Below are 18,198 nucleotides of genomic sequence, written 5' to 3' on the forward strand. Positions count from 1 at the left end.
TAACAGCTAAATTTTTTTGAGAGGTCAGCTTAAAAAAATTATAAAAAAAAGCCAAAACGTTAGTTTTGGCTTTTACTTAGCAAGTTTGTATGTGTAGTAAATAGGTTATGCGCCTGGACCACATTCCATACATGAATTTACAATGTCTGGGCCAAATTTAAGTTTGGCATTTAAGTCGCGAAGGGCGGTACGTAACCCTTCTTCAATTACTGGGTGGTAAAATGGCATATCAAGCATTTCTGGTACGGTCATTTTGTTTTGTACAGCCCATGCTAGTAAGTGAGCGATGTGTTCGGCTTGTGGGCCAATAAACTCAGCACCTAAAAATAAGCCTGTGCCTTGCTCCGCATATACACGCATATGACCTTTGTTTTTAAGTATTACTCGGCTACGGCCTTGGTTTTCAAAGCTGACTTCGCCTACTTCAAAACAACCACATGGGCCTAAACGGTCGGTAATTTGCTTGTAGCTTTCGCCTACCATTGCTATTTGTGGGTCGCTAAATACAGCTGCAATTTTAGCTCTGCGCAGACCTATACGCACATCTGGGAAGCGCCCGGCATTTTGACCTGCAATAGCACCTTGGTCTGATGCTTCGTGTAACAATGGGAGCATGTTACTCGCATCGCCTGCTATAAATATGTTCGATTCACCACACTGCATTGTGTGCGTGTCTGCGTGCGGTACGCCGCGTTCATCAAGTTCAATGCCGGTGTTTTCAAGGCCTAGTTGATCTACGTTAGGTACTCGGCCTGTGGCTGCAAGTACGTAGTCAAACTGTTCGGTGTGTTTTTCACCTTGTTTGTCGGTGTAAGTTAGCTGTGCTTTGTCGCCAACTTGCATCATGTCAGATACGTTTGAGTCGGTATCTACAAAAAATTCTTCAGCAAAAACAGTATTTGCATAGTCTTTTACTACTGGATCTGTAAGTGGGCCAATTGCGCCGCCTACACCAAATAGTTTTACATTTACGCCTAGTCGGCTAAGTGCTTGGCCAATTTCAAGACCTATTACACCAGGGCCAAATACAGCGACTGATTCTGGTAGGTCATCCCAATCAAATACGTCGTCGTTTATAATAAGTTTGTCGCCAAAGTTATTAAATACGCCAGGGTACGAAGGGCGTGAACCGGTGGCAATTACAAAGCGTTTTGCTGTGATAATTGTGTGGTCGTCTATTTGTATGCGGTTTGTGTCTAAAAATTTAGCGTAACCACGAATTTTATCACCATCTGGTAATTCATCTACGGCTTCTACTACGAATCCTGCAAAACGATCTCGTTCACTTTTAACGCGTGCCATAACTGCTTTGCCATCAATGACTGGCTTTGAGCTATGAACACCAAATGCAGGAGCCATTTCAATTGCGTGTGCAGCTTCTGCGGCTGCAATCAATAACTTGCTTGGCATACAACCAACACGTGCACATGTGGTGCCGTATGGGCCTGATTCGATCATTAATACATTTTGTGTGAACTGTTTAGCATTACGATAAGCACTTAAACCAGCAGTGCCTGCGCCTATAACAACAACATCGGTTTGCAATTCTTTCATAGTATTTTTTCCTCTAATAAATAGGGGCATAAAAGCCCCTATTTTTTACCTACTAACGTTAGGTATTTAATTTACTTATTAATTAAGCAAAGTATTTTTCTAAGTCGTCTGAACCACCGATGTGTTTACCACCAATGAATATTTGTGGAACAGTGTCACGACCAGATACAGCTTTTAGACTTGTTAGTGATGCGCCTGCACCCATAACAATTTCTTCATATGCGAAGCCTTTTTCTGCAAGAAGCTCTTTTGCTTTTTTACAGAAAGGACAGCCAAGTTTAGTAAAGATGCTTACTGGTTCTGGTTTAGCTTGCTTAGGGTTGATGTAATCAAGCATTGTGTCTGCGTCTGATACCTCAAACGGGTCACCTGGTAAATCTGGTTCGATGAACATTTTGTCAATCACGCCATCTTTAACAAGCATAGAGTATCTCCAGCTGCGCTTACCAAAGCCTAGGTCGTTTTTGTCTACTAACATGCCCATGCCGTCAGTAAATTCGCCGTTGCCGTCTGGTAATAAAGTAATGTTTTGCGCTTCTTGATGTTCAGCCCATGCGTTCATTACAAAGGTATCGTTTACTGATAAACATACAATTTCGTCAACGCCATTTTGCTTAAGTACGCCAGCTAATTCGTTGTAACGTGGTAAGTGAGTTGATGAACATGTTGGTGTGAATGCACCTGGTAGTGAAAACACGACAACAGTTTTACCTTTAAAAATGTCATCTGTTGTTACTGATTTCCAATCGTTATTTTGACGAGTTGCAAATGTAACACTTGGGATTGTTTGACCTTCGATATTGTTTAACATAATTTTTGTTCCTCTTGATTTGTTGATAGCCATTATGGTGAATAATTAAATATAGTTCCAATCGTTTGTTTGTATTAAACTGATAGTTATAAACTATCATGTAGAGCTGAATATGAACTTAAAAGATTTTGAATATGTAAAAGCAATAGCGCAATATAAACATTTTCGCAAAGCTGCCGATGCATGTTTTGTTAGTCAGCCTACATTAAGTGGTCAAGTAAAAAAACTCGAAAATGAGCTTGGCGTTACTTTGTTTGATCGCTCAACCAAGCAAGTTACCTTAACAGCTAAAGGTGAACGTTTGTTGACGCAAATAGAGATTATTTTAGAACAAACGCAAATACTCAAAGAACTTGCTGCTACTTCTAACGAGCCTCTACAAGGTAAATTAACTATTGGTATTATTCCTACCATTGCGCCTTACTTGTTGCCTGCGTTATTAACATCGATGAAAGCGGCATTTATTGATAGCCAGTTTTCGTTTATTGAGATGCAAACAGCAACAATTTTAGAAGCTTTAAACAAGGGTGAACTCGACTTTGCTATTTTAGCCGATGTGCCAGAGCTTATTAATTACCATACGGTTGCTTTATACAAAGAAGATTTTTTAGTGGCGGTATCACACGATAACGCGCTGTCTAAGCATAAAAAAGTAGCGCTGAGCGATCTTCAAGGATGCAGCCTATTAATGTTAAGTGATGGCCATTGCTTTAAAGATCAAGCCCAAAAGTTTTGTTTTTCTGCAGGAGTCGATGTATCTAACCAGTATAAAGGTAATAGTTTAGAAACATTATTAGCGTTAGTGGCTATGGATGACGGTATTACATTTGTACCAAAGTTGGCATGTACCGACCGTGTAGGGATTGATTACTTGCCTATATTCCCTAATCAGCAGCGTAATGTGGTGTTTGCATGCAGAAAGCATTATCCGCATTTATCTGGTGTAGAACAATTGGGCGAGTGGTTATCGGCTCACCCTAATTTAAAAGCTAAATTGAGTAAAAAACTCTAAAGATCTTGGCTGATTATTTCTACTACATCGTTAATTTGCACGCCAGGTAGCGGTTTGTCATCAATACTGACTGCTACTGCGGTTTGCTGATAAAGCTGCTCTACACGAATTTTATTAAGCGTGGTGATGGTGTGCGGCATAACATTACCTGCCGCGTCGGTTAAATAGTTATGGTGCGCAATGCTTAGCATTTGGCCTTTTTTTAACCCATGAGCTTTACCTAAGTTAATAACGATTTTGCTATTTTCCATATGCATTATTTTACCTTGAGTAGGTAAACACGCCATGGCTGCTTGAATGTCATAACTTACTGCTTGGTTGATATCGGTTATGCTTTGCCCATAAGGTGATTGCCAAAACCTATCACTATTAACATCAACTATGGTTGTTTTTTCAAATGGCCAAATTGCTTGAGTATGGTAACTATTTTGCCAAAGTTGCTCATAGGTAGTGCCATCAAACAGTGCAAACTCAATGTTGTAACTGCGCTTATACGCCTCGTCTTGCCAAAATGCATAATCGTTATTGAGTTTGTCGCTAGTCGAAAGGCTGGTTATTTGGCTAAGCAGAACATATTGAGCGTTACTGCGCGAAGATATTTCTTCTAATTGGGCATTTGAATAGTCGTGCTGCTGCGAAAAGTATTTATCAACGCTTATTGCATTATTATAGTAAGCAATAGGTACTGCGCTCATTTTTGATTTTTGCAGGGAAGTAAAAATATTTTTGCTAATCGCTTTGCTTACGTCAAATATTTGACCCATTTTGGCGTGTTCACGATGAACAAGTTGGCTTTGTGTAACGGCCACAAACTTATTAAAACTATTTTGTGGGCATTGCTCTGTTTGAGAAAAAATATCGAGTCGTAATGTAACGGCAAATTTATTGTCGTATTTATTTTCGCTGACCAGTTCAATTTTTTGAATTTCGCCGTGGCTGCTAATTTTTAGCTGATCTTGCATTAACACGCCATCTACCAGGGTTTGTACAGAGCTAACCCGTGCGCCAGAGAACACTAACGCTTGTGTAATCGCGTCTTTTATAGCGGCAGATTTAGCTGCGCTCGTATCACCATTTTGAACGTTCGCATGGCCAGTTGATTCATACCACTGCGCTTTAGTAAAAAGGGAGAACGTTAATAATGCCGTTGCACTTAACCCTGCAAATGCCAATGATAAAAACGACTTCATACTTTTACTCCAATTAAACGTTAGCTATTAACTAGGTAGAGCAAGGACTGTACCAATGTTATTTGGTAATTATTAGTAATGCTATAAATGGCATTAAACGTGCATATGTACTGCTAATTACTATACAAGGGCTAAATGCTATGCGAGCAATTTCATTACTTATTACACTTGGGTGTTTAACCTTAGGTGGTTGTAGCAGCGTTTTTGATAAGCATGTTGAATATAAATATGTAGAGCCAAATAATTACCCCGTTTTAAAAGCGATAGGGTATGCACCTATTAGCTTACAAAAAGGCGCTAACGCGTCGCAAAAGCAACTTATGGCAATTAAAGCTTCTAAGCTTGAGGCTTACCGCGAGCTTACTGAACAAGTATATGGGCAAAAAATTACCGCCGGAACAACGGTGGAAGGTTCAATTGCTCAAGACGATTACCTAGAAAGTAAAGTGCAGGGGCTTATTAAAGGTGCACAAATAATTAAAACTTACGCGGTAGATGATACTTACGTGACCGAGCTTGAGCTTAATATGAAACGTGTGCACGATTTATACATAGGTGAAGTAAAACCACGCGAGGTTAAAAAAGTAACTTATTACTAAATAACTCAGTTGATTAAAAAAGTTATTCAAAATATCTCATCCTCTTATATTGAGTGCTATGCTGTTGTTAGGATTAATTTTTAAGCAGATTGCGTAGTGCTCAACAGATGTATTTTATTGCCACTTATATTAACAATGGCTCTTATATGAGGGTGTAACTAATTTTGTGTAACTGCCTATCATAATTTACTCTATCAAGAGTTTAAGGATTAGGCGATGAACATGAATAAAGAAGAACTCGAAGCGTTTGCTAAAGAAGCTGCTAAAAGTATTAAAACACCTGACGATTTAAATCAATTTAGCCAAATGTTAAAAAAAATAACGGTTGAAGCGGCGCTTAATGCAGAAATGGATGAGCATTTAGGCTATCAAAAACACAGTAAATCCACGAACACCAATAGCCGAAATGGTAAAACAAGCAAGCGCATCAAAACGGAAGATGGTGAGTTTGAGCTTGATACGCCCCGCGACCGTGAAGGCTCTTTTGAGCCACAGCTTGTTAAAAAGCATCAATCTCGATTCACCTCAATGGATGATAAAATTTTATGGCTGTATGCCCAAGGAATGAGCACACGCGATATCGTGAATGCCTTTCATGAGTGGTATGGCGCTGATATCTCTCCCACATTGGTGTCACGTGTTACCAGCGCTGTTATGGAGCAAGTCACTGAATGGCAATCTCGCCCCCTGGATGCGATTTATCCTATTGTTTATTTGGATTGCTTGGTTGTAAAAATACGCCAAGATAAGCGCGTTATCAAAAAGTCTATTTACCTTGCTTTAGGTATTAATATTGACGGCCATAAAGAATTGCTTGGCATGTGGATTTCAGAAAATGAAGGGGCTAAGTTTTGGTTGAGCGTGCTCACCGAATTAAGCCAACGGGGCGTTGAAGATATCTTAATCGCGTGCGTAGATGGGCTGAAGGGATTTCCTGATGCAATTAATACTGCTTACCCGCAAACTCATGTTCAATTGTGTATAGTGCATATGGTTCGAAACTCATTGAAATATGTCTCATGGAAAGATTATAAAGCCGTGACGGCCGATTTGAAGCTGATTTACCGCTCGTCGACAGAAGAAGAGGCGTTGCTGGAGTTGGAGCGATTTGCAGAGAAATGGGACAATCAATATCCTCAAATAGCAAAGTCATGGCGTGCGAATTGGGACAATTTAAACACGTTATTTAATTATCCGGAGGCAATACGAAAAGCCATTTATACAACGAATGCCATTGAGTCGCTCAACAGCGTTATTCGCCGAGCGATTAAAAAGCGTAAGATATTTCCAAATGACGACTCTGCGAGAAAAATGATTTATTTGGCAATAAAAGAAGCATCGAAAAAATGGACGATGCCAATTCGAGACTGGCGAAATGCAATGAGTCGTTTTATCATTGAATTTGAGGAACGCCTCAGTAAGCATATTTAAAATCTAACAACGGGCAGTTACACAGAATCCGTTACAGGCTCGTTTATATTGATATTTAAGAATGAAGCCATTAAAAAAAGCCTTATTGATTAATTAATAAGGCTTTTTTAATGTAAATTTGTAGGCTAAGCTTTTAAATTTCGAACCAGTTTGCTTTCGGTATTTACTGACTTACCATCTTGGTCGTAAGTCATTGACGTTGGTGCGCCAATTAATATCTCTTTTAATTGTTTAACACTTAGTTGCGCCTGGCGAGCTGCATGAGCATTAACATTATTTTGCTTCTGGCATTCTACAAGTTGGGTTTTGACTTGAGTGATTAACTCAGAGACTTCCGAATTTTGAAAGTCATTACTAGCAATTAATTTACTTAGGTCTTTGTCAAGAGTACTTAATCTGGTTAAGAAAGACATTTTTTGTTGGGCAATTTCTTTTAAACCAGCACCTCTTCGAGAGGCTATCGTATTAAGTTCGTCATTTAATAGCGTATGTAAAGAATCTAAGCAACTTACTTGTTGATTTAATTTCACGCTAATTAAACTGTTATGATCAGCCATATATATCAAACTCAAAATCAGCTAAATTTTTAGCAAGCTTTTCGCTGTCCACCTGGTATTTACCTTCAGTGATTGCTTTTTTTAGTTCAGCAACTTTTTCACTGTCAAAACCAGGCGACTGCTGTGCTTTATCTTGAAGTGTTTTTAATTGCTGTGCTTGCGGCGTTAAACTTACAGAATCACTTACAGCTTTCGGCGAAGGAGTCTGTGCAGTTTGCGTGTTTGCATTATCTTTTTTTAAATCAACGTGTTGCTGCTTTGCGTTTGTTAGCGCGTTAGCTTGTCGATTACTACCATTAACTTGACTAACCATAATAATAAACCTGTATATTACCCAACTGATGCCTAGTTATCGGCTTATACTTAGGATACTTTAGTATAAATTTAAATTAAATATTTACTTGAACAGACTCTACACCATCTACTCGCGCATTTAAAATTTTACCCGACTTTTTGTTTTTAATTTGTATTTGTTCACCCAAAGTACCGTCTTCTAAAGCAATACCTGTTGTTTTAATTCGAAGCCCTCTAAGGTTTGCGTAAATATTAACAGAATCCCCCTTACAAACCATACAAATTTGATTAAGTAATACAGGCGTGCCACTTCTAATGTTTCGCTTACTTCTGCTGCCGATTAATATAGTGGGATCATTTAAATATTGAACTCTGATAAAATGAGACGGTTTCATTTCTATAGTTAGGTGTGATTTAGTAATTATTTCATCACGGGCTAGGTTTACAGTGGCTACGACAACAGGTTCCATTTCAACAATTCTTACATGAATATATTGAGCCCAAGCTTGTTCATCATTGCATTTTGCTTGAATAGTAACTTGGCGATTGTATGGAGGCTCACCTGCAGACATTAACTCAAGAGAAGTATTACAGATACGGTCAGGGATCCGGCTATCCAGTGGCAGCGTGCTTAAATGTGTTTTAGTGTCGGTTGTGGTATCTATTTGCTCAGATACATAAGTAACGGCCATCTCTTGTAATAAATCCTTACTAAAAACTTTAGCTTGCAAAGGTAATACAAAGCAGATGCTAGCAAGAATATAAAAAACACTGTATCTTCTGATTTTTTTTAACAAACTCATAATGTTTCGGCTATGCTTATAGTTTAAAACAGGGTATAAATATTTAGCGTCAAATTATAAACGCTCTCGTTGTACTGTGTGGCTTTATAAAATAGAAGCAATTATTGTTCCGTATATTTTTTTTGGAGATTTGAATGGCAGGTGTTTTAGATTCAGTGAATCAACGTACTCAGTTGGTTGGGCAAAACCGCTTAGAATTATTACTGTTTAAACTCAGAGGGCGTCAACGTTTTGGGATTAACGTATTTAAAGTCAGAGAAGTGCTGCAATGTCCCCCGCTAACTAATATGCCTAAATCAAATGCTTATATTCGTGGTGTTGCCCATATCCGTGGACAAACTATTTCAGTTATCGACCTTTCTATGGCTGTTGGTGGGCGACCAATTGAAAATATTAAAGACAGTTTTATAATTATTGCTGAATACAACCGAACTGTACAAGGGTTTCTTGTCGGTGGAGTTGAGCGGATCGTAAATATGAATTGGGAAAAAATAATGCCACCACCTGCAGGTGCGGGACGTTATTCTTATTTAACTGCCGTGACTGAAATTGAAGACGAATTAGTCGAAATTTTAGACGTAGAAAAAATATTGAACGAAATCTGCCCAGTTAATACCTCAGTAAGTGATGATGTTGCAGCTACACAAAGTGACATTCAAAAAGATTTGGGTGAGCGGATTATTTTTATCGCCGATGATTCTTCTGTGGCACGAAATCAGATTAAACGAGCATTAGAGCCTTTAGGTATTCATACTGAACTTGCCAAAAATGGTAAAGAAGCTTTAAAACGATTGAAAGAAATCGCTGAAGATTGTGAAAAAGATATAACCGAGCGTGTAGGATTATTAATTTCAGATGTAGAGATGCCAGAAATGGATGGTTATACATTAACAGCTGAAATAAAAGCAGACCCTAAATTAGCTCCGTTACATGTTATTTTACATACTTCTTTGAGCGGGGTTTTCAATCAAGCAATGATTGAAAAAGTAGGTGCAGATGATTTTATTGCAAAATTTAACCCTGATGAACTCGCAACAGCAGTAAAAAAATGGGTTAATTGTGATTAATAAACATAGGTGTTATTGATTTGAATAATAAAGATTTACAGCAAAGTGAATACGATCAATTTCGATTATTTTTAGAACAGCAATGCGGTATTGTATTAGGCGAAAATAAGCAATACTTAGTCAAAAGTCGTTTGGCGCCATTAATGAAACGATTTAATGTTGAATCTTTGTCACAGCTAGTAAATAAAACATTAGGCCTGCATGAGCGTCAATTAAGAGCAGCAGTCGTTGATGCGATGACAACTAATGAAACATTATGGTTTAGAGATCAATATCCGTTTGAATTATTAAAAACTAAATTTTTTCCTGAGTTTAAAGGACTTAACAGACCATTAAAAATATGGTCTGCAGCAAGTTCCTCAGGGCAAGAGCCATATTCAATTGCCATGTCGGTTGCTGAATTTCAGGCAAGTTCGCCGGGTGTGTTACGCATGGGGGCACAAATAGTCGCTACAGATATATCCAACACTATGCTTGATATGTGTAAACACGCAGAATATGACTCTCTGGCACTGGCAAGAGGTTTATCAGCAGAACGCCGTAAAAAGTTTTTCAAAGACAGCGGCAACGGTATGGCTCAGATAAACGATTCAATAAAAAAACAAGTAAGTTTTAGACACCTTAACTTGCTCGACTCATACGCACTTATGGGCAAGTTCGATATTATATTTTGCCGTAATGTGCTGATTTACTTTGCACCAGAAGTAAAAGCTAAAATTATCGCGCAATTCTCTCAAGCACTAAACCCTAAAGGTTATTTACTTTTAGGGGCGTCGGAATCTATGAGCGGGTTAAGTGATGAGTTTGATATGGTTAGGTGTAACCCTGGTATTGTTTATCAAAAAAAGTAATGCAAGATAGCTTATTACTCTCCTAATTTTTTATATTTAAACGACGCACTTAGCGTCGTTTTTTGTTTTCAGCGAACAGATAGAATTCAGATGTAGACAAGTTATCTATCAGCAGTTCATTTAATCTAAATGTTTTTATCTTACACATGTCCATATTTAAGCATTCTATAATATCTTTAAGTCTCACACCTAAACCCTCTCAACTCTTTAAATTTAGTTTTTGAGCACTGTGTTTAATTATTTAGATAAATAGCTTTAAACAGAAATAAATTTAATGGCTTATTTCTTGCTTTGTCTAAGCTAAGTCAATTTTTTGGAGGTGGCTATGGCTATCAGTTTTGATAAAGCGCTTGGTGTGCATCCGCATGCTATGTTGATCCGTTCGCAAAGAGCCGAGGTGCTCGCTGCTAATATAGCTAATGCTGATACGCCTGGCTATAAGGCAAAAGATATTGATTTTGCCACTGCATTAAAAACGGCAAAATCTCACCAGTTAGGCGGCAATACTATGGTAAGAACAAACGATAAACACATTGCCGGAGGAACTCGAAGTGTAGGTGGTTCTGAACTTTTTCGTACGCCAAATCAAACAGATACAGGTGATGGTAACTCTGTTGATATACAAGTGGAACGAAACTTGTATACACAGAATGCTATGGAGTATCAGGCGAGTTTACAGTTTTTAACTGGTAAATTTAAAGGTCTGAACAAAGCACTCGGTAGCCAAGGATAATAATTATGAGTTTATATAATGTTTTCGATATTGCTGGTTCAGCTATGAGTGCACAAAATGTGCGCTTAAATACGACGGCCAGTAATATATCTAATGCGAATACGGTTAGTTCTTCTCAGGATAAAACATACCGATCGCGGCAACCAGTGTTTGCTGCCGAACTTACTAAAGCTTCTGCCTCAGCAAGTAACCCACAAGGTTCTTCTGTAGGCGTTAAGGTGTTAGGCATTGTTGAAAGTAATAAACCATTACAAATTGAATATAACCCGAATCATCCTAGTGCTGATGAAAATGGTTATATTTACAAGCCTAACGTAAATGTTGTTGAAGAGATGGCAAATATGATATCTGCCTCTCGTTCGTATCAAACAAATGTACAAGTTGCCGATGCAGCTAAACAAATGTTGAGTAAAACACTGCTGTTAGGGCAGAGGTAATAGAGGGTAGGTTATGAGCAACGATATCAGTACATCCACCACATCCTATTTAGACTCTTTACGGTGGCAAGATAAGCAAGTCGACACTGAAGAGAAAAGTGATGCATTGACTCAGGAAGACTTCTTCTCTTTGTTAACGCAACAATTATCGTTTCAAGATCCGAGTAACCCGGCTGATAACGATCAGATGATTGCGCAAATGACGAACTTTACGATGGCTGAAGGTATTTCAAATTTAAATTCTAATTTTGAAACATTAGCTGCATCAATGACTTCAAACTCAGCGTTACAAGCATCTACATTAGTAGGGAAAAAAGCGCTTTTAGAATCTGATACTTTAGAGCTAAAAGAATCTGAAGAAGCGCGTGGTTCTGTTGTTGCAGAAAATCCAGTTGAGAGTTTAACACTTCGGATTGAAGATGAATCTGGACAGTTAGTGAGATCCATTGAATTAGGCGCACAATCAGCTGGTGCTATCCGTTTCTCATGGGATGGAAAAAATGAAGGTGGCGAGCGACTGCCTCCAGGCGATTATAAAATCAAAGCTGAAGGTAGTACTAACGGTGAGTTTTCAAGTCTGCCTATTGCTACTTTTAAAAATATTGAAAGTGTTAATATTAATGGTGCAAGCGGCATCATTATTAATACCAGAGAAGGTGCGGTTAGGCTGACAGATGTCGCAGAAATCGCGTAATAGATACTTAATATTTCTCACGTTGGCCTTTAGGCTAAAGTTTAATAGATTAGAGGTTAATTATGAGCTTTAACATTGCATTATCCGGCCTTGCTGCCGCACAAAAAGATTTAGACGTTACCGCAAATAATATTGCCAACGTAAATAGTACGGGCTTTAAAGAGTCACGTGCTGAATTTGCAGACGTGTACGCATCATCAGTATTTAGTACAAGTAAAACAAAAAACGGTGATGGTGTTCGAACCACTATGGTTGCTCAGCAATTTCATCAAGGTTCACTACAGTTTACTCAGAATTCATTAGATTTAGCTATTACTGGTGAAGGATACTTTGCTACCAGCCCTGTAATTGGAGAGCAAGATTTTAGTTATACGCGTGCAGGTGCTTTCAAACTTGATCAAAACAATTATGTGGTTGACTCGCAAGGTAATTTTTTGCAAGGCTTTCCTGTTAACCCAACAACGGGTGATACTACATCGGTTAGTTTAAGTACCTCGTCTGCTTTACAAATACCAGACTCTTCAGGTTCACCGCGTGCGACGTCTACTATATATAACTCATTTAACTTAGATTCACGTGAACAAGCAACCACAATTGCATTTGATCCAATTGATGGTGCTAGTTATAACTCATCTACTTCAACCACCGTATATGACTCACTAGGTGAGCCGCATGTGTTACAGTTTTTCTTTGTTAAGCCTGCGCCAGCAACACCACCAGTTGTAGGTGATGAAAATATGTGGGAAGTACATACAACACTAGATGGTAAGTCGTTTGACGAAAATGGTCTAGAGCAAACTGCCGCACCTTATGCTCCGATCTCTACATTTCGCTTTGATGCAAGTGGTCAGCCACTTAGAACAAACGGTGTTGCAAATACAGGAAGTACTTTTAACCCTCTTACTGTCACATCAGCCACACCAGGTCTTTCTGACCTGTTAAGCAATGGTGCTACGTTTCCAAATGATATCACTATCAATTGGCGTGATGAAGCTAATGGGGCTACTAAAATACCAACTCAATATGCGAGTAATTTTGAAGTAAAAACGCTTAACCAAGATGGCGCAACAGTTGGCCGTTTAGCAGGTATTGATATCGGTACGGATGGTAAGCTAGTTGCTTCATACAGTAATGGCGATTCTACCTTCTTAGGCCAAGTTGCTATGGTTCGCTTTGCGAACTCACAGGGCTTGGAGCAGGTTGGTAACACGAGCTGGAAAGAAAGTATAACATCAGGGGAGCCAATTGCAGGCGAGCCTGGTTCTGGTTCATTGGGTAAAATAAATTCATCGGCTCTTGAGCAATCAAACGTGAATTTAACTAACGAATTAGTTGATCTGATTACTGCACAGCGTAATTATCAAGCAAACTCGCGAGCGCTTGAAGTTAACTCAACAATTCAGCAAAGTATTTTACAAATACGATAAATTAAAACTCATTAATTTATCCTTAAAGGCTGCTTAATCGCAGCCTTTTTTATTGGCTGATTCAACTCTTAGCTGCGATAAGTTAGGTGTCAAAAAGTACGACTCGGTAAATCAAATAGAGTAATTGTTTATCAGAATAGTTCCAACTCATAATTTAATCTGGCATCTATATTGCATTTACTATCACATAGATTTTTATGTGAGTCGATGTTATGGATAAAATGGTCTACATTGCCGCGTCTGGCGCTAAGCAAAGCATGCTGGGTATGGCTCTTAAAGCCAATAATTTGGCGAACGCCAATACCACAGGCTTTAAATCTGATTTTGCTCAAGCACGATCGATGCAAGCATTTGGTGAAGGTCTACCAACAAGGGTGTTTTCTATGGAAGAACGCCCTGGTTCAGATATGACATCGGGCGGTATTGTTCAAACCGGCCGTGATTTAGACATAGCAATGAGCGACAACGCCTGGCTAAGCGTGCAAGACGCCTCAGGTAACGAAGCTTACACTAAAGTGGGTACGCTTAATATAACTGCCCAAGGTATGTTGGTTACCAGTGGAGGGCGCCAAGTAATTGGCGAAGGTGGTCCTATAATCTTACCTGTGCCGATTGAAAAAATAGGATTTAGTGAAGATGGTGCAATTCAAGTACGACCACAAGGCGCGCCAGCTAACTTTTTAGAAGAAGTTGATCGCTTAAAAATAGTTGAAGCTAATAATTCCACACTTGAAAAAGGTAACGATGGTTTATTTAGGCCAAAGCCAAATCAAACGGTTGAAACCTCAGCCAATGTAAAAGTATTAAGTGGTTCATTGGAGATGTCTAATGTTAACCCAGTTCACGAAATGGTCGATATGATCAGCCATCAACGACAATTTGAATTACAAGTAAAGCTTATGAAAACAGCCGAAGAAATTGACGAGCGTCAAGATCAGCTGTTGAGAATAGTTTAACTTTAAAATGAGGACTCTATTATGAACCCAGCATTATGGATCAGCAAAACTGGGCTTGATGCCCAACAAACAGATATCTCGGTTATTTCAAATAACTTAGCTAACGCCAGTACGGTTGGATACAAGAAAAGTCGTGCCATTTTTGAAGATTTACTTTATCAAAATATCAACCAACCTGGCGGCCGTTCATCGCAAGATACCCAAATGCCCTCAGGTTTAATGTTAGGCGCGGGTGCTAAAGTCGTAGCCAACCAAAAAGAATTTACACAAGGTAATATGTTGACCACTGAAAACTCGTTAGATTGGATGATTTCTGGCGAAGGTTTTTTTGAAGTACTTCAACCTGACGGCAATATTGCCTATTCTCGCAATGGTCAATTTACTACTGATGGCGATGGACAAATTGTGACATCGGGAGCAGGTTATGTTATTCAGCCTGAAATGAACGTTCCTGAAGATGCTCAGTCAATCACTATTTCGCAAGATGGCGAAGTATCTGTACGTATTGCAGGCCAAGCCGATAACGTTGTCATTGGTCAGCTCACTATTAGTGATTTTATTAATCCGTCGGGTCTTGAGCCAATTGGTCAAAACCTATATACCGAAACGGCTGTAAGTGGCGCCCCAGTACAAGGTAACCCAGGCGTTGAAGGGTTAGGTAGCATTATTCAGGGCTCACTTGAGACATCAAACGTAAATGTAACTGAAGAGCTGGTAAACCTAATTGAAACTCAGCGCATTTATGAGATGAACTCAAAAGTAATTTCGGCCGTTGACGAAATGATGAGTTACATCAATCAACAGCTTTAATAGTGTAGGGAAAATTATGCGTAATATTATTTTATTTGTAGCAGGCACATTATTTTTAAGTGGTTGTATGTCTACGCAAAATAGTGAAATAGTACAGGACGATCCTTACTACGCACCTATGTACCCTGAGCCTGTTTTAGAGCCGATGGTAGCAACAGGCTCACTATTTAATACACATACATCAAATGATTTATACTCTGATAAGAAAGCATTGCGTACTGGCGATATAATTACAGTTAAATTGCAAGAGTCAACTCAAGCAACAAAAGCAGCTAAAACAGAAACAGATAAAGAAACCGAAGCAAGCTTAGACCCTGTTATTGGATTTGGTGGCCTACCTGTAAATATAGGTGGCGATAGCATTCAGTTTGGTATAGGTAGTGATTCGTCGTTTACAGGCGACTCAAAATCAAATCAATCAAACAGTTTAGTCGGTGATATTTCGGTTAACGTAATGCGCGTTTTACCAAACGGAAACCTGGTGATCCGTGGCGAGAAATGGCTAACGCTTAATACAGGCGAAGAGTTTATTCGGTTAGAAGGGCTAGTTCGTCCTCAAGACGTAAGCGCCGATAATACGGTTGAATCGAACCGTATTGCTAACGCACGTATTCAATACTCAGGTAAAGGGCAGACGCAAGAAGCACAAAGTCCTGGTTGGCTTACACGTTTCTTTAGTAGTTCGCTGTTTCCATTTTAGAGGGTAGTAACATGAACAGCTTTAAAACTTTATGTCTAATTGTATTATTAGGCTGGCAGTTTACTGCCAGTGCCGAGCGCATAAAAGATGTATCTATGGTTGAAGGTGTACGTTCAAACCAGTTGGTAGGCTATGGTTTAGTAGTAGGCTTACCTGGTACTGGCGAGCAAAATTCATATACTCAACAAAGTTTTAGAGGCATGTTGAATAACTTTGGTATTACATTACCTTCAACTCAAAGTCCTAAAATTAAAAATGTTGCGGCTGTCGCAGTGCATGCTGAACTACCTGCATTTAGAAAGCCTGGGCAAACAATAGATATAACTGTTTCTTCTATTGGCAGTGCAGGCAGCTTACGTGGTGGTACTTTATTACAAACTTTTTTAAAAGGTGTAGATGGTAACGTGTACGCAATTGCGCAAGGTAGCTTAATTGTAGGTGGTTTTGGAGCTGAAGGCTTAGATGGTAGTAAAGTTGTTATGAACACTCCCACTGTTGGTCGTATACCCAATGGCGCAACTGTTGAGCGCACCGTAGAAAGCCCATTCATGCAAGGTGACTTTATTACCTTTAATCTAAACCGTCCTGATTTTACAACGGCTAAACGTTTAGAAAAAACAATTAACGATTTGGTTGGTCCAAATAGCGCGCAAGCAATTGACTCTGTTTCCGTTCGTGTTGTTGCACCAAGAGATGCCTCGCAACGTGTGTCGTATTTATCAACACTCGAAAATTTAGAATTTAAGCCAGCTGATATGGCAGCTAAAATAATAGTTAATTCGCGTACTGGCACTATTGTTATAGGTAAAAACGTTAAGCTTCAACCTGCAGCTATTACTCACGGCGGCTTAACCGTAACAATTGCAGAGCAACAAAATGTGACGCAACCCAACCCGCTAGGTGCAGGGGATACTGTTGTCACGCAGCAGAGTATTATTGATGTAAACCAAGATGACTCGCGCGCATTTGTATTTAATCCAGGTGTGAGCTTAGATGATTTAGTGCGTGCAATTAATGAAGTAGGTGCAGCACCTGGTGACTTAATGGCTATTTTAGAGGCATTAAAAGAAGCGGGCGCAATTAATGGCCAGTTAGTTGTTATTTAAATATTATAGGCACACAGATTACGTATTACTTAAAGCCCTATATCTTTCAAACAAGATATAGGGCTTTTTTATTTACAGTAACTCAAAATTATTATATTTATCATTTTATTCGGTAGTGGCTCAATTTTTGCATTTTTAACTGCATTATTCATTTTGTGTCAAAAAGCCGATGGAAACGAACCACCTCGATAAGCAAAACTTTTTTGATTTAGGCAACTTAAACTCACTTCGACAAGAAGCCTTAACAAGTGGCGACGCATCGACAGATGCTTCTAAAGCTGCGCTTAAAAAAGCGGCTGCACAATTTGAAGCAATATTTACGCAAATGTTGCTCAAAGGTATGCGCAAAGCAAATGAAGCATTTGAGGACAAAGAAAGCCCATTTAATTCAAGTAGCGTAAAGTTTTTTGAAGAAATGCACGACCAACAACTTTCATCTGAATTGTCATCTAATGGCTCATTAGGGCTGGCTGATTTAATCGTTCAACAACTCTCCCCTGATGCTAAAAACTACACGCCAAGCTCAGTACTCAGAACGAGCAATGATTTTTTAAGTGAGCAGCGTGCAGGCACAGAGTTGCCGCATCAACAGCATAAAAAAGAAATCATTCCATTAACTGATAACAAAGTTACAGAAGAGGCTAAGTCGAATGACAATAAGGCAAACTTCGACACTGCCGAAGAGTTTGTAAGTTCAGTGTGGGAGCATGCAAAAACAGCGGCTAAAAAAATTGGTTTAAACCCAGCCGTTATGGTTGCACAAGCAGCACTTGAAACAGGTTGGGGCAAGCATATCATTAATAAAAGTGATGGCGGCAGTTCAAATAACTTATTTAATATTAAGTCAGATAAAAGCTGGGAAGGCGATAAAGCAAGCAAAGTAACGCTTGAATTTGAGCAAGGTACACCCGTTAAAAAACAAGCAAGCTTTAGGGCATATGATTCAATTAAAGACAGCGTTAATGATTTTGTAGATTTTTTAACGCAAAACCCACGCTATAAAGAAGCATTACAAAATACAGCAAAACCAAATGACTTTTTAGACTCTCTTCAAAAAGCTGGTTATGCAACAGACCCAAATTATGCGGATAAAATTAAACAAGTACTTAATAGTACTGAGCTTAAAAATATTGCAACAAACATTATCCGCCAAGGAGTAAAGTAAT

20 protein-coding genes are annotated in these 18,198 nt (G+C 38.9%); 14 read left to right on the top strand and 6 right to left on the bottom strand.

Annotation, left to right across the window (positions count from 1 at the left end; genetic code table 11):
- Positions 1-105: 105 nt before the first annotated feature.
- Positions 106-1,554 (bottom strand): dihydrolipoyl dehydrogenase, encoded by a 1,449-nt coding sequence (locus tag PX700_RS08260; protein ID WP_479520459.1) that lies wholly within the window; start codon positions 1,552-1,554, stop codon positions 106-108.
- A gap of 82 nt (positions 1,555-1,636) precedes the next feature.
- Positions 1,637-2,365, bottom strand: coding sequence for a glutathione peroxidase (locus PX700_RS08265; RefSeq protein ID WP_479520460.1), 729 nt, complete (start codon positions 2,363-2,365; stop codon positions 1,637-1,639).
- A gap of 112 nt (positions 2,366-2,477) precedes the next feature.
- Between PX700_RS08265 and PX700_RS08270 the strand changes: the two genes are divergently transcribed.
- Positions 2,478-3,377 (top strand): LysR substrate-binding domain-containing protein, encoded by a 900-nt coding sequence (locus tag PX700_RS08270; protein ID WP_010553232.1) that lies wholly within the window; start codon positions 2,478-2,480, stop codon positions 3,375-3,377.
- Here PX700_RS08270 and PX700_RS08275 read toward each other — a convergent pair.
- A complete protein-coding gene (locus PX700_RS08275) occupies positions 3,374-4,567 on the bottom strand; it encodes a flagellar assembly protein FlgT (RefSeq protein ID WP_479520461.1) in 1,194 nt (397 codons plus the stop codon). The two genes, PX700_RS08270 and PX700_RS08275, sit on opposite strands and share 4 nt — an antisense overlap.
- Positions 4,568-4,707: 140 nt before the next feature.
- Between PX700_RS08275 and PX700_RS08280 the strand changes: the two genes are divergently transcribed.
- Together PX700_RS08280 and PX700_RS08285 are read left to right on the top strand one after the other, a co-directional pair.
- On the top strand, positions 4,708-5,166 hold the full coding sequence (locus PX700_RS08280) for an LPP20 family lipoprotein (protein ID WP_008168853.1): 459 nt from the start codon (positions 4,708-4,710) through the stop codon (positions 5,164-5,166).
- Between the two features lie 222 nt (positions 5,167-5,388).
- Positions 5,389-6,597 carry an IS256 family transposase gene (locus PX700_RS08285; RefSeq protein ID WP_479520462.1) on the top strand — a complete coding sequence of 403 codons (1,209 nt, stop codon included), beginning with the start codon at positions 5,389-5,391 and terminating at the stop codon, positions 6,595-6,597.
- 125 nt (positions 6,598-6,722) lie between these two features.
- On the opposite strand, the gene flgN is transcribed toward PX700_RS08285, so the two are convergent.
- From flgN to flgA, 3 genes are all read right to left on the bottom strand, one after another.
- Positions 6,723-7,154 (bottom strand): flagellar export chaperone FlgN, encoded by a 432-nt coding sequence (gene flgN / locus PX700_RS08290; protein ID WP_479520463.1) that lies wholly within the window; start codon positions 7,152-7,154, stop codon positions 6,723-6,725.
- On the bottom strand, positions 7,147-7,467 hold the full coding sequence (gene flgM, locus PX700_RS08295) for a flagellar biosynthesis anti-sigma factor FlgM (RefSeq protein WP_479520464.1): 321 nt from the start codon (positions 7,465-7,467) through the stop codon (positions 7,147-7,149). The genes flgN and flgM overlap by 8 nt, the downstream gene beginning before the upstream one ends.
- Positions 7,468-7,543: 76 nt before the next feature.
- Entirely contained in the window at positions 7,544-8,251 is a 708-nt protein-coding gene (gene flgA, locus PX700_RS08300; RefSeq protein ID WP_479520465.1) for a flagellar basal body P-ring formation chaperone FlgA, read from the bottom strand.
- A gap of 134 nt (positions 8,252-8,385) precedes the next feature.
- Here flgA and PX700_RS08305 point away from each other — a divergent pair, with 134 nt between their 5' ends.
- From PX700_RS08305 to flgJ, 11 genes are all read left to right on the top strand, one after another.
- Entirely contained in the window at positions 8,386-9,318 is a 933-nt protein-coding gene (locus tag PX700_RS08305; RefSeq protein WP_479520466.1) for a chemotaxis protein CheV, read from the top strand.
- A gap of 20 nt (positions 9,319-9,338) precedes the next feature.
- The gene (locus tag PX700_RS08310; protein WP_479520467.1) at positions 9,339-10,169 is read left to right on the top strand and encodes a CheR family methyltransferase; all 831 of its coding nucleotides are present in this window, start codon (positions 9,339-9,341) and stop codon (positions 10,167-10,169) included.
- Between the two features lie 325 nt (positions 10,170-10,494).
- Entirely contained in the window at positions 10,495-10,902 is a 408-nt protein-coding gene (flgB, locus tag PX700_RS08315) for a flagellar basal body rod protein FlgB (protein ID WP_415638103.1), read from the top strand.
- Between the two features lie 5 nt (positions 10,903-10,907).
- A complete protein-coding gene (flgC, locus tag PX700_RS08320; RefSeq protein WP_166376888.1) occupies positions 10,908-11,339 on the top strand; it encodes a flagellar basal body rod protein FlgC in 432 nt (143 codons plus the stop codon).
- Between the two features lie 13 nt (positions 11,340-11,352).
- Positions 11,353-12,033 (top strand): flagellar hook assembly protein FlgD, encoded by a 681-nt coding sequence (locus tag PX700_RS08325; protein WP_479520468.1) that lies wholly within the window; start codon positions 11,353-11,355, stop codon positions 12,031-12,033.
- Between the two features lie 62 nt (positions 12,034-12,095).
- Positions 12,096-13,460 carry a flagellar hook protein FlgE gene (gene flgE, locus PX700_RS08330; RefSeq protein WP_479520469.1) on the top strand — a complete coding sequence of 455 codons (1,365 nt, stop codon included), beginning with the start codon at positions 12,096-12,098 and terminating at the stop codon, positions 13,458-13,460.
- Positions 13,461-13,672: 212 nt separating this feature from the next.
- Positions 13,673-14,416 (top strand): flagellar basal body rod protein FlgF, encoded by a 744-nt coding sequence (locus PX700_RS08335; RefSeq protein WP_166376891.1) that lies wholly within the window; start codon positions 13,673-13,675, stop codon positions 14,414-14,416.
- Positions 14,417-14,437: 21 nt separating this feature from the next.
- A complete protein-coding gene (flgG, locus tag PX700_RS08340; protein ID WP_479520470.1) occupies positions 14,438-15,226 on the top strand; it encodes a flagellar basal-body rod protein FlgG in 789 nt (262 codons plus the stop codon).
- Between the two features lie 16 nt (positions 15,227-15,242).
- Entirely contained in the window at positions 15,243-15,926 is a 684-nt protein-coding gene (flgH, locus tag PX700_RS08345; RefSeq protein ID WP_479520471.1) for a flagellar basal body L-ring protein FlgH, read from the top strand.
- A gap of 11 nt (positions 15,927-15,937) precedes the next feature.
- Positions 15,938-17,032 carry a flagellar basal body P-ring protein FlgI gene (locus tag PX700_RS08350; protein WP_479520472.1) on the top strand — a complete coding sequence of 365 codons (1,095 nt, stop codon included), beginning with the start codon at positions 15,938-15,940 and terminating at the stop codon, positions 17,030-17,032.
- Between the two features lie 169 nt (positions 17,033-17,201).
- A complete protein-coding gene (gene flgJ, locus PX700_RS08355) occupies positions 17,202-18,197 on the top strand; it encodes a flagellar assembly peptidoglycan hydrolase FlgJ (protein ID WP_479520473.1) in 996 nt (331 codons plus the stop codon).
- Position 18,198: the final 1 nt, after the last annotated feature.

It is taken from the genome of Pseudoalteromonas sp. TP27, from assembly GCF_056470645.1.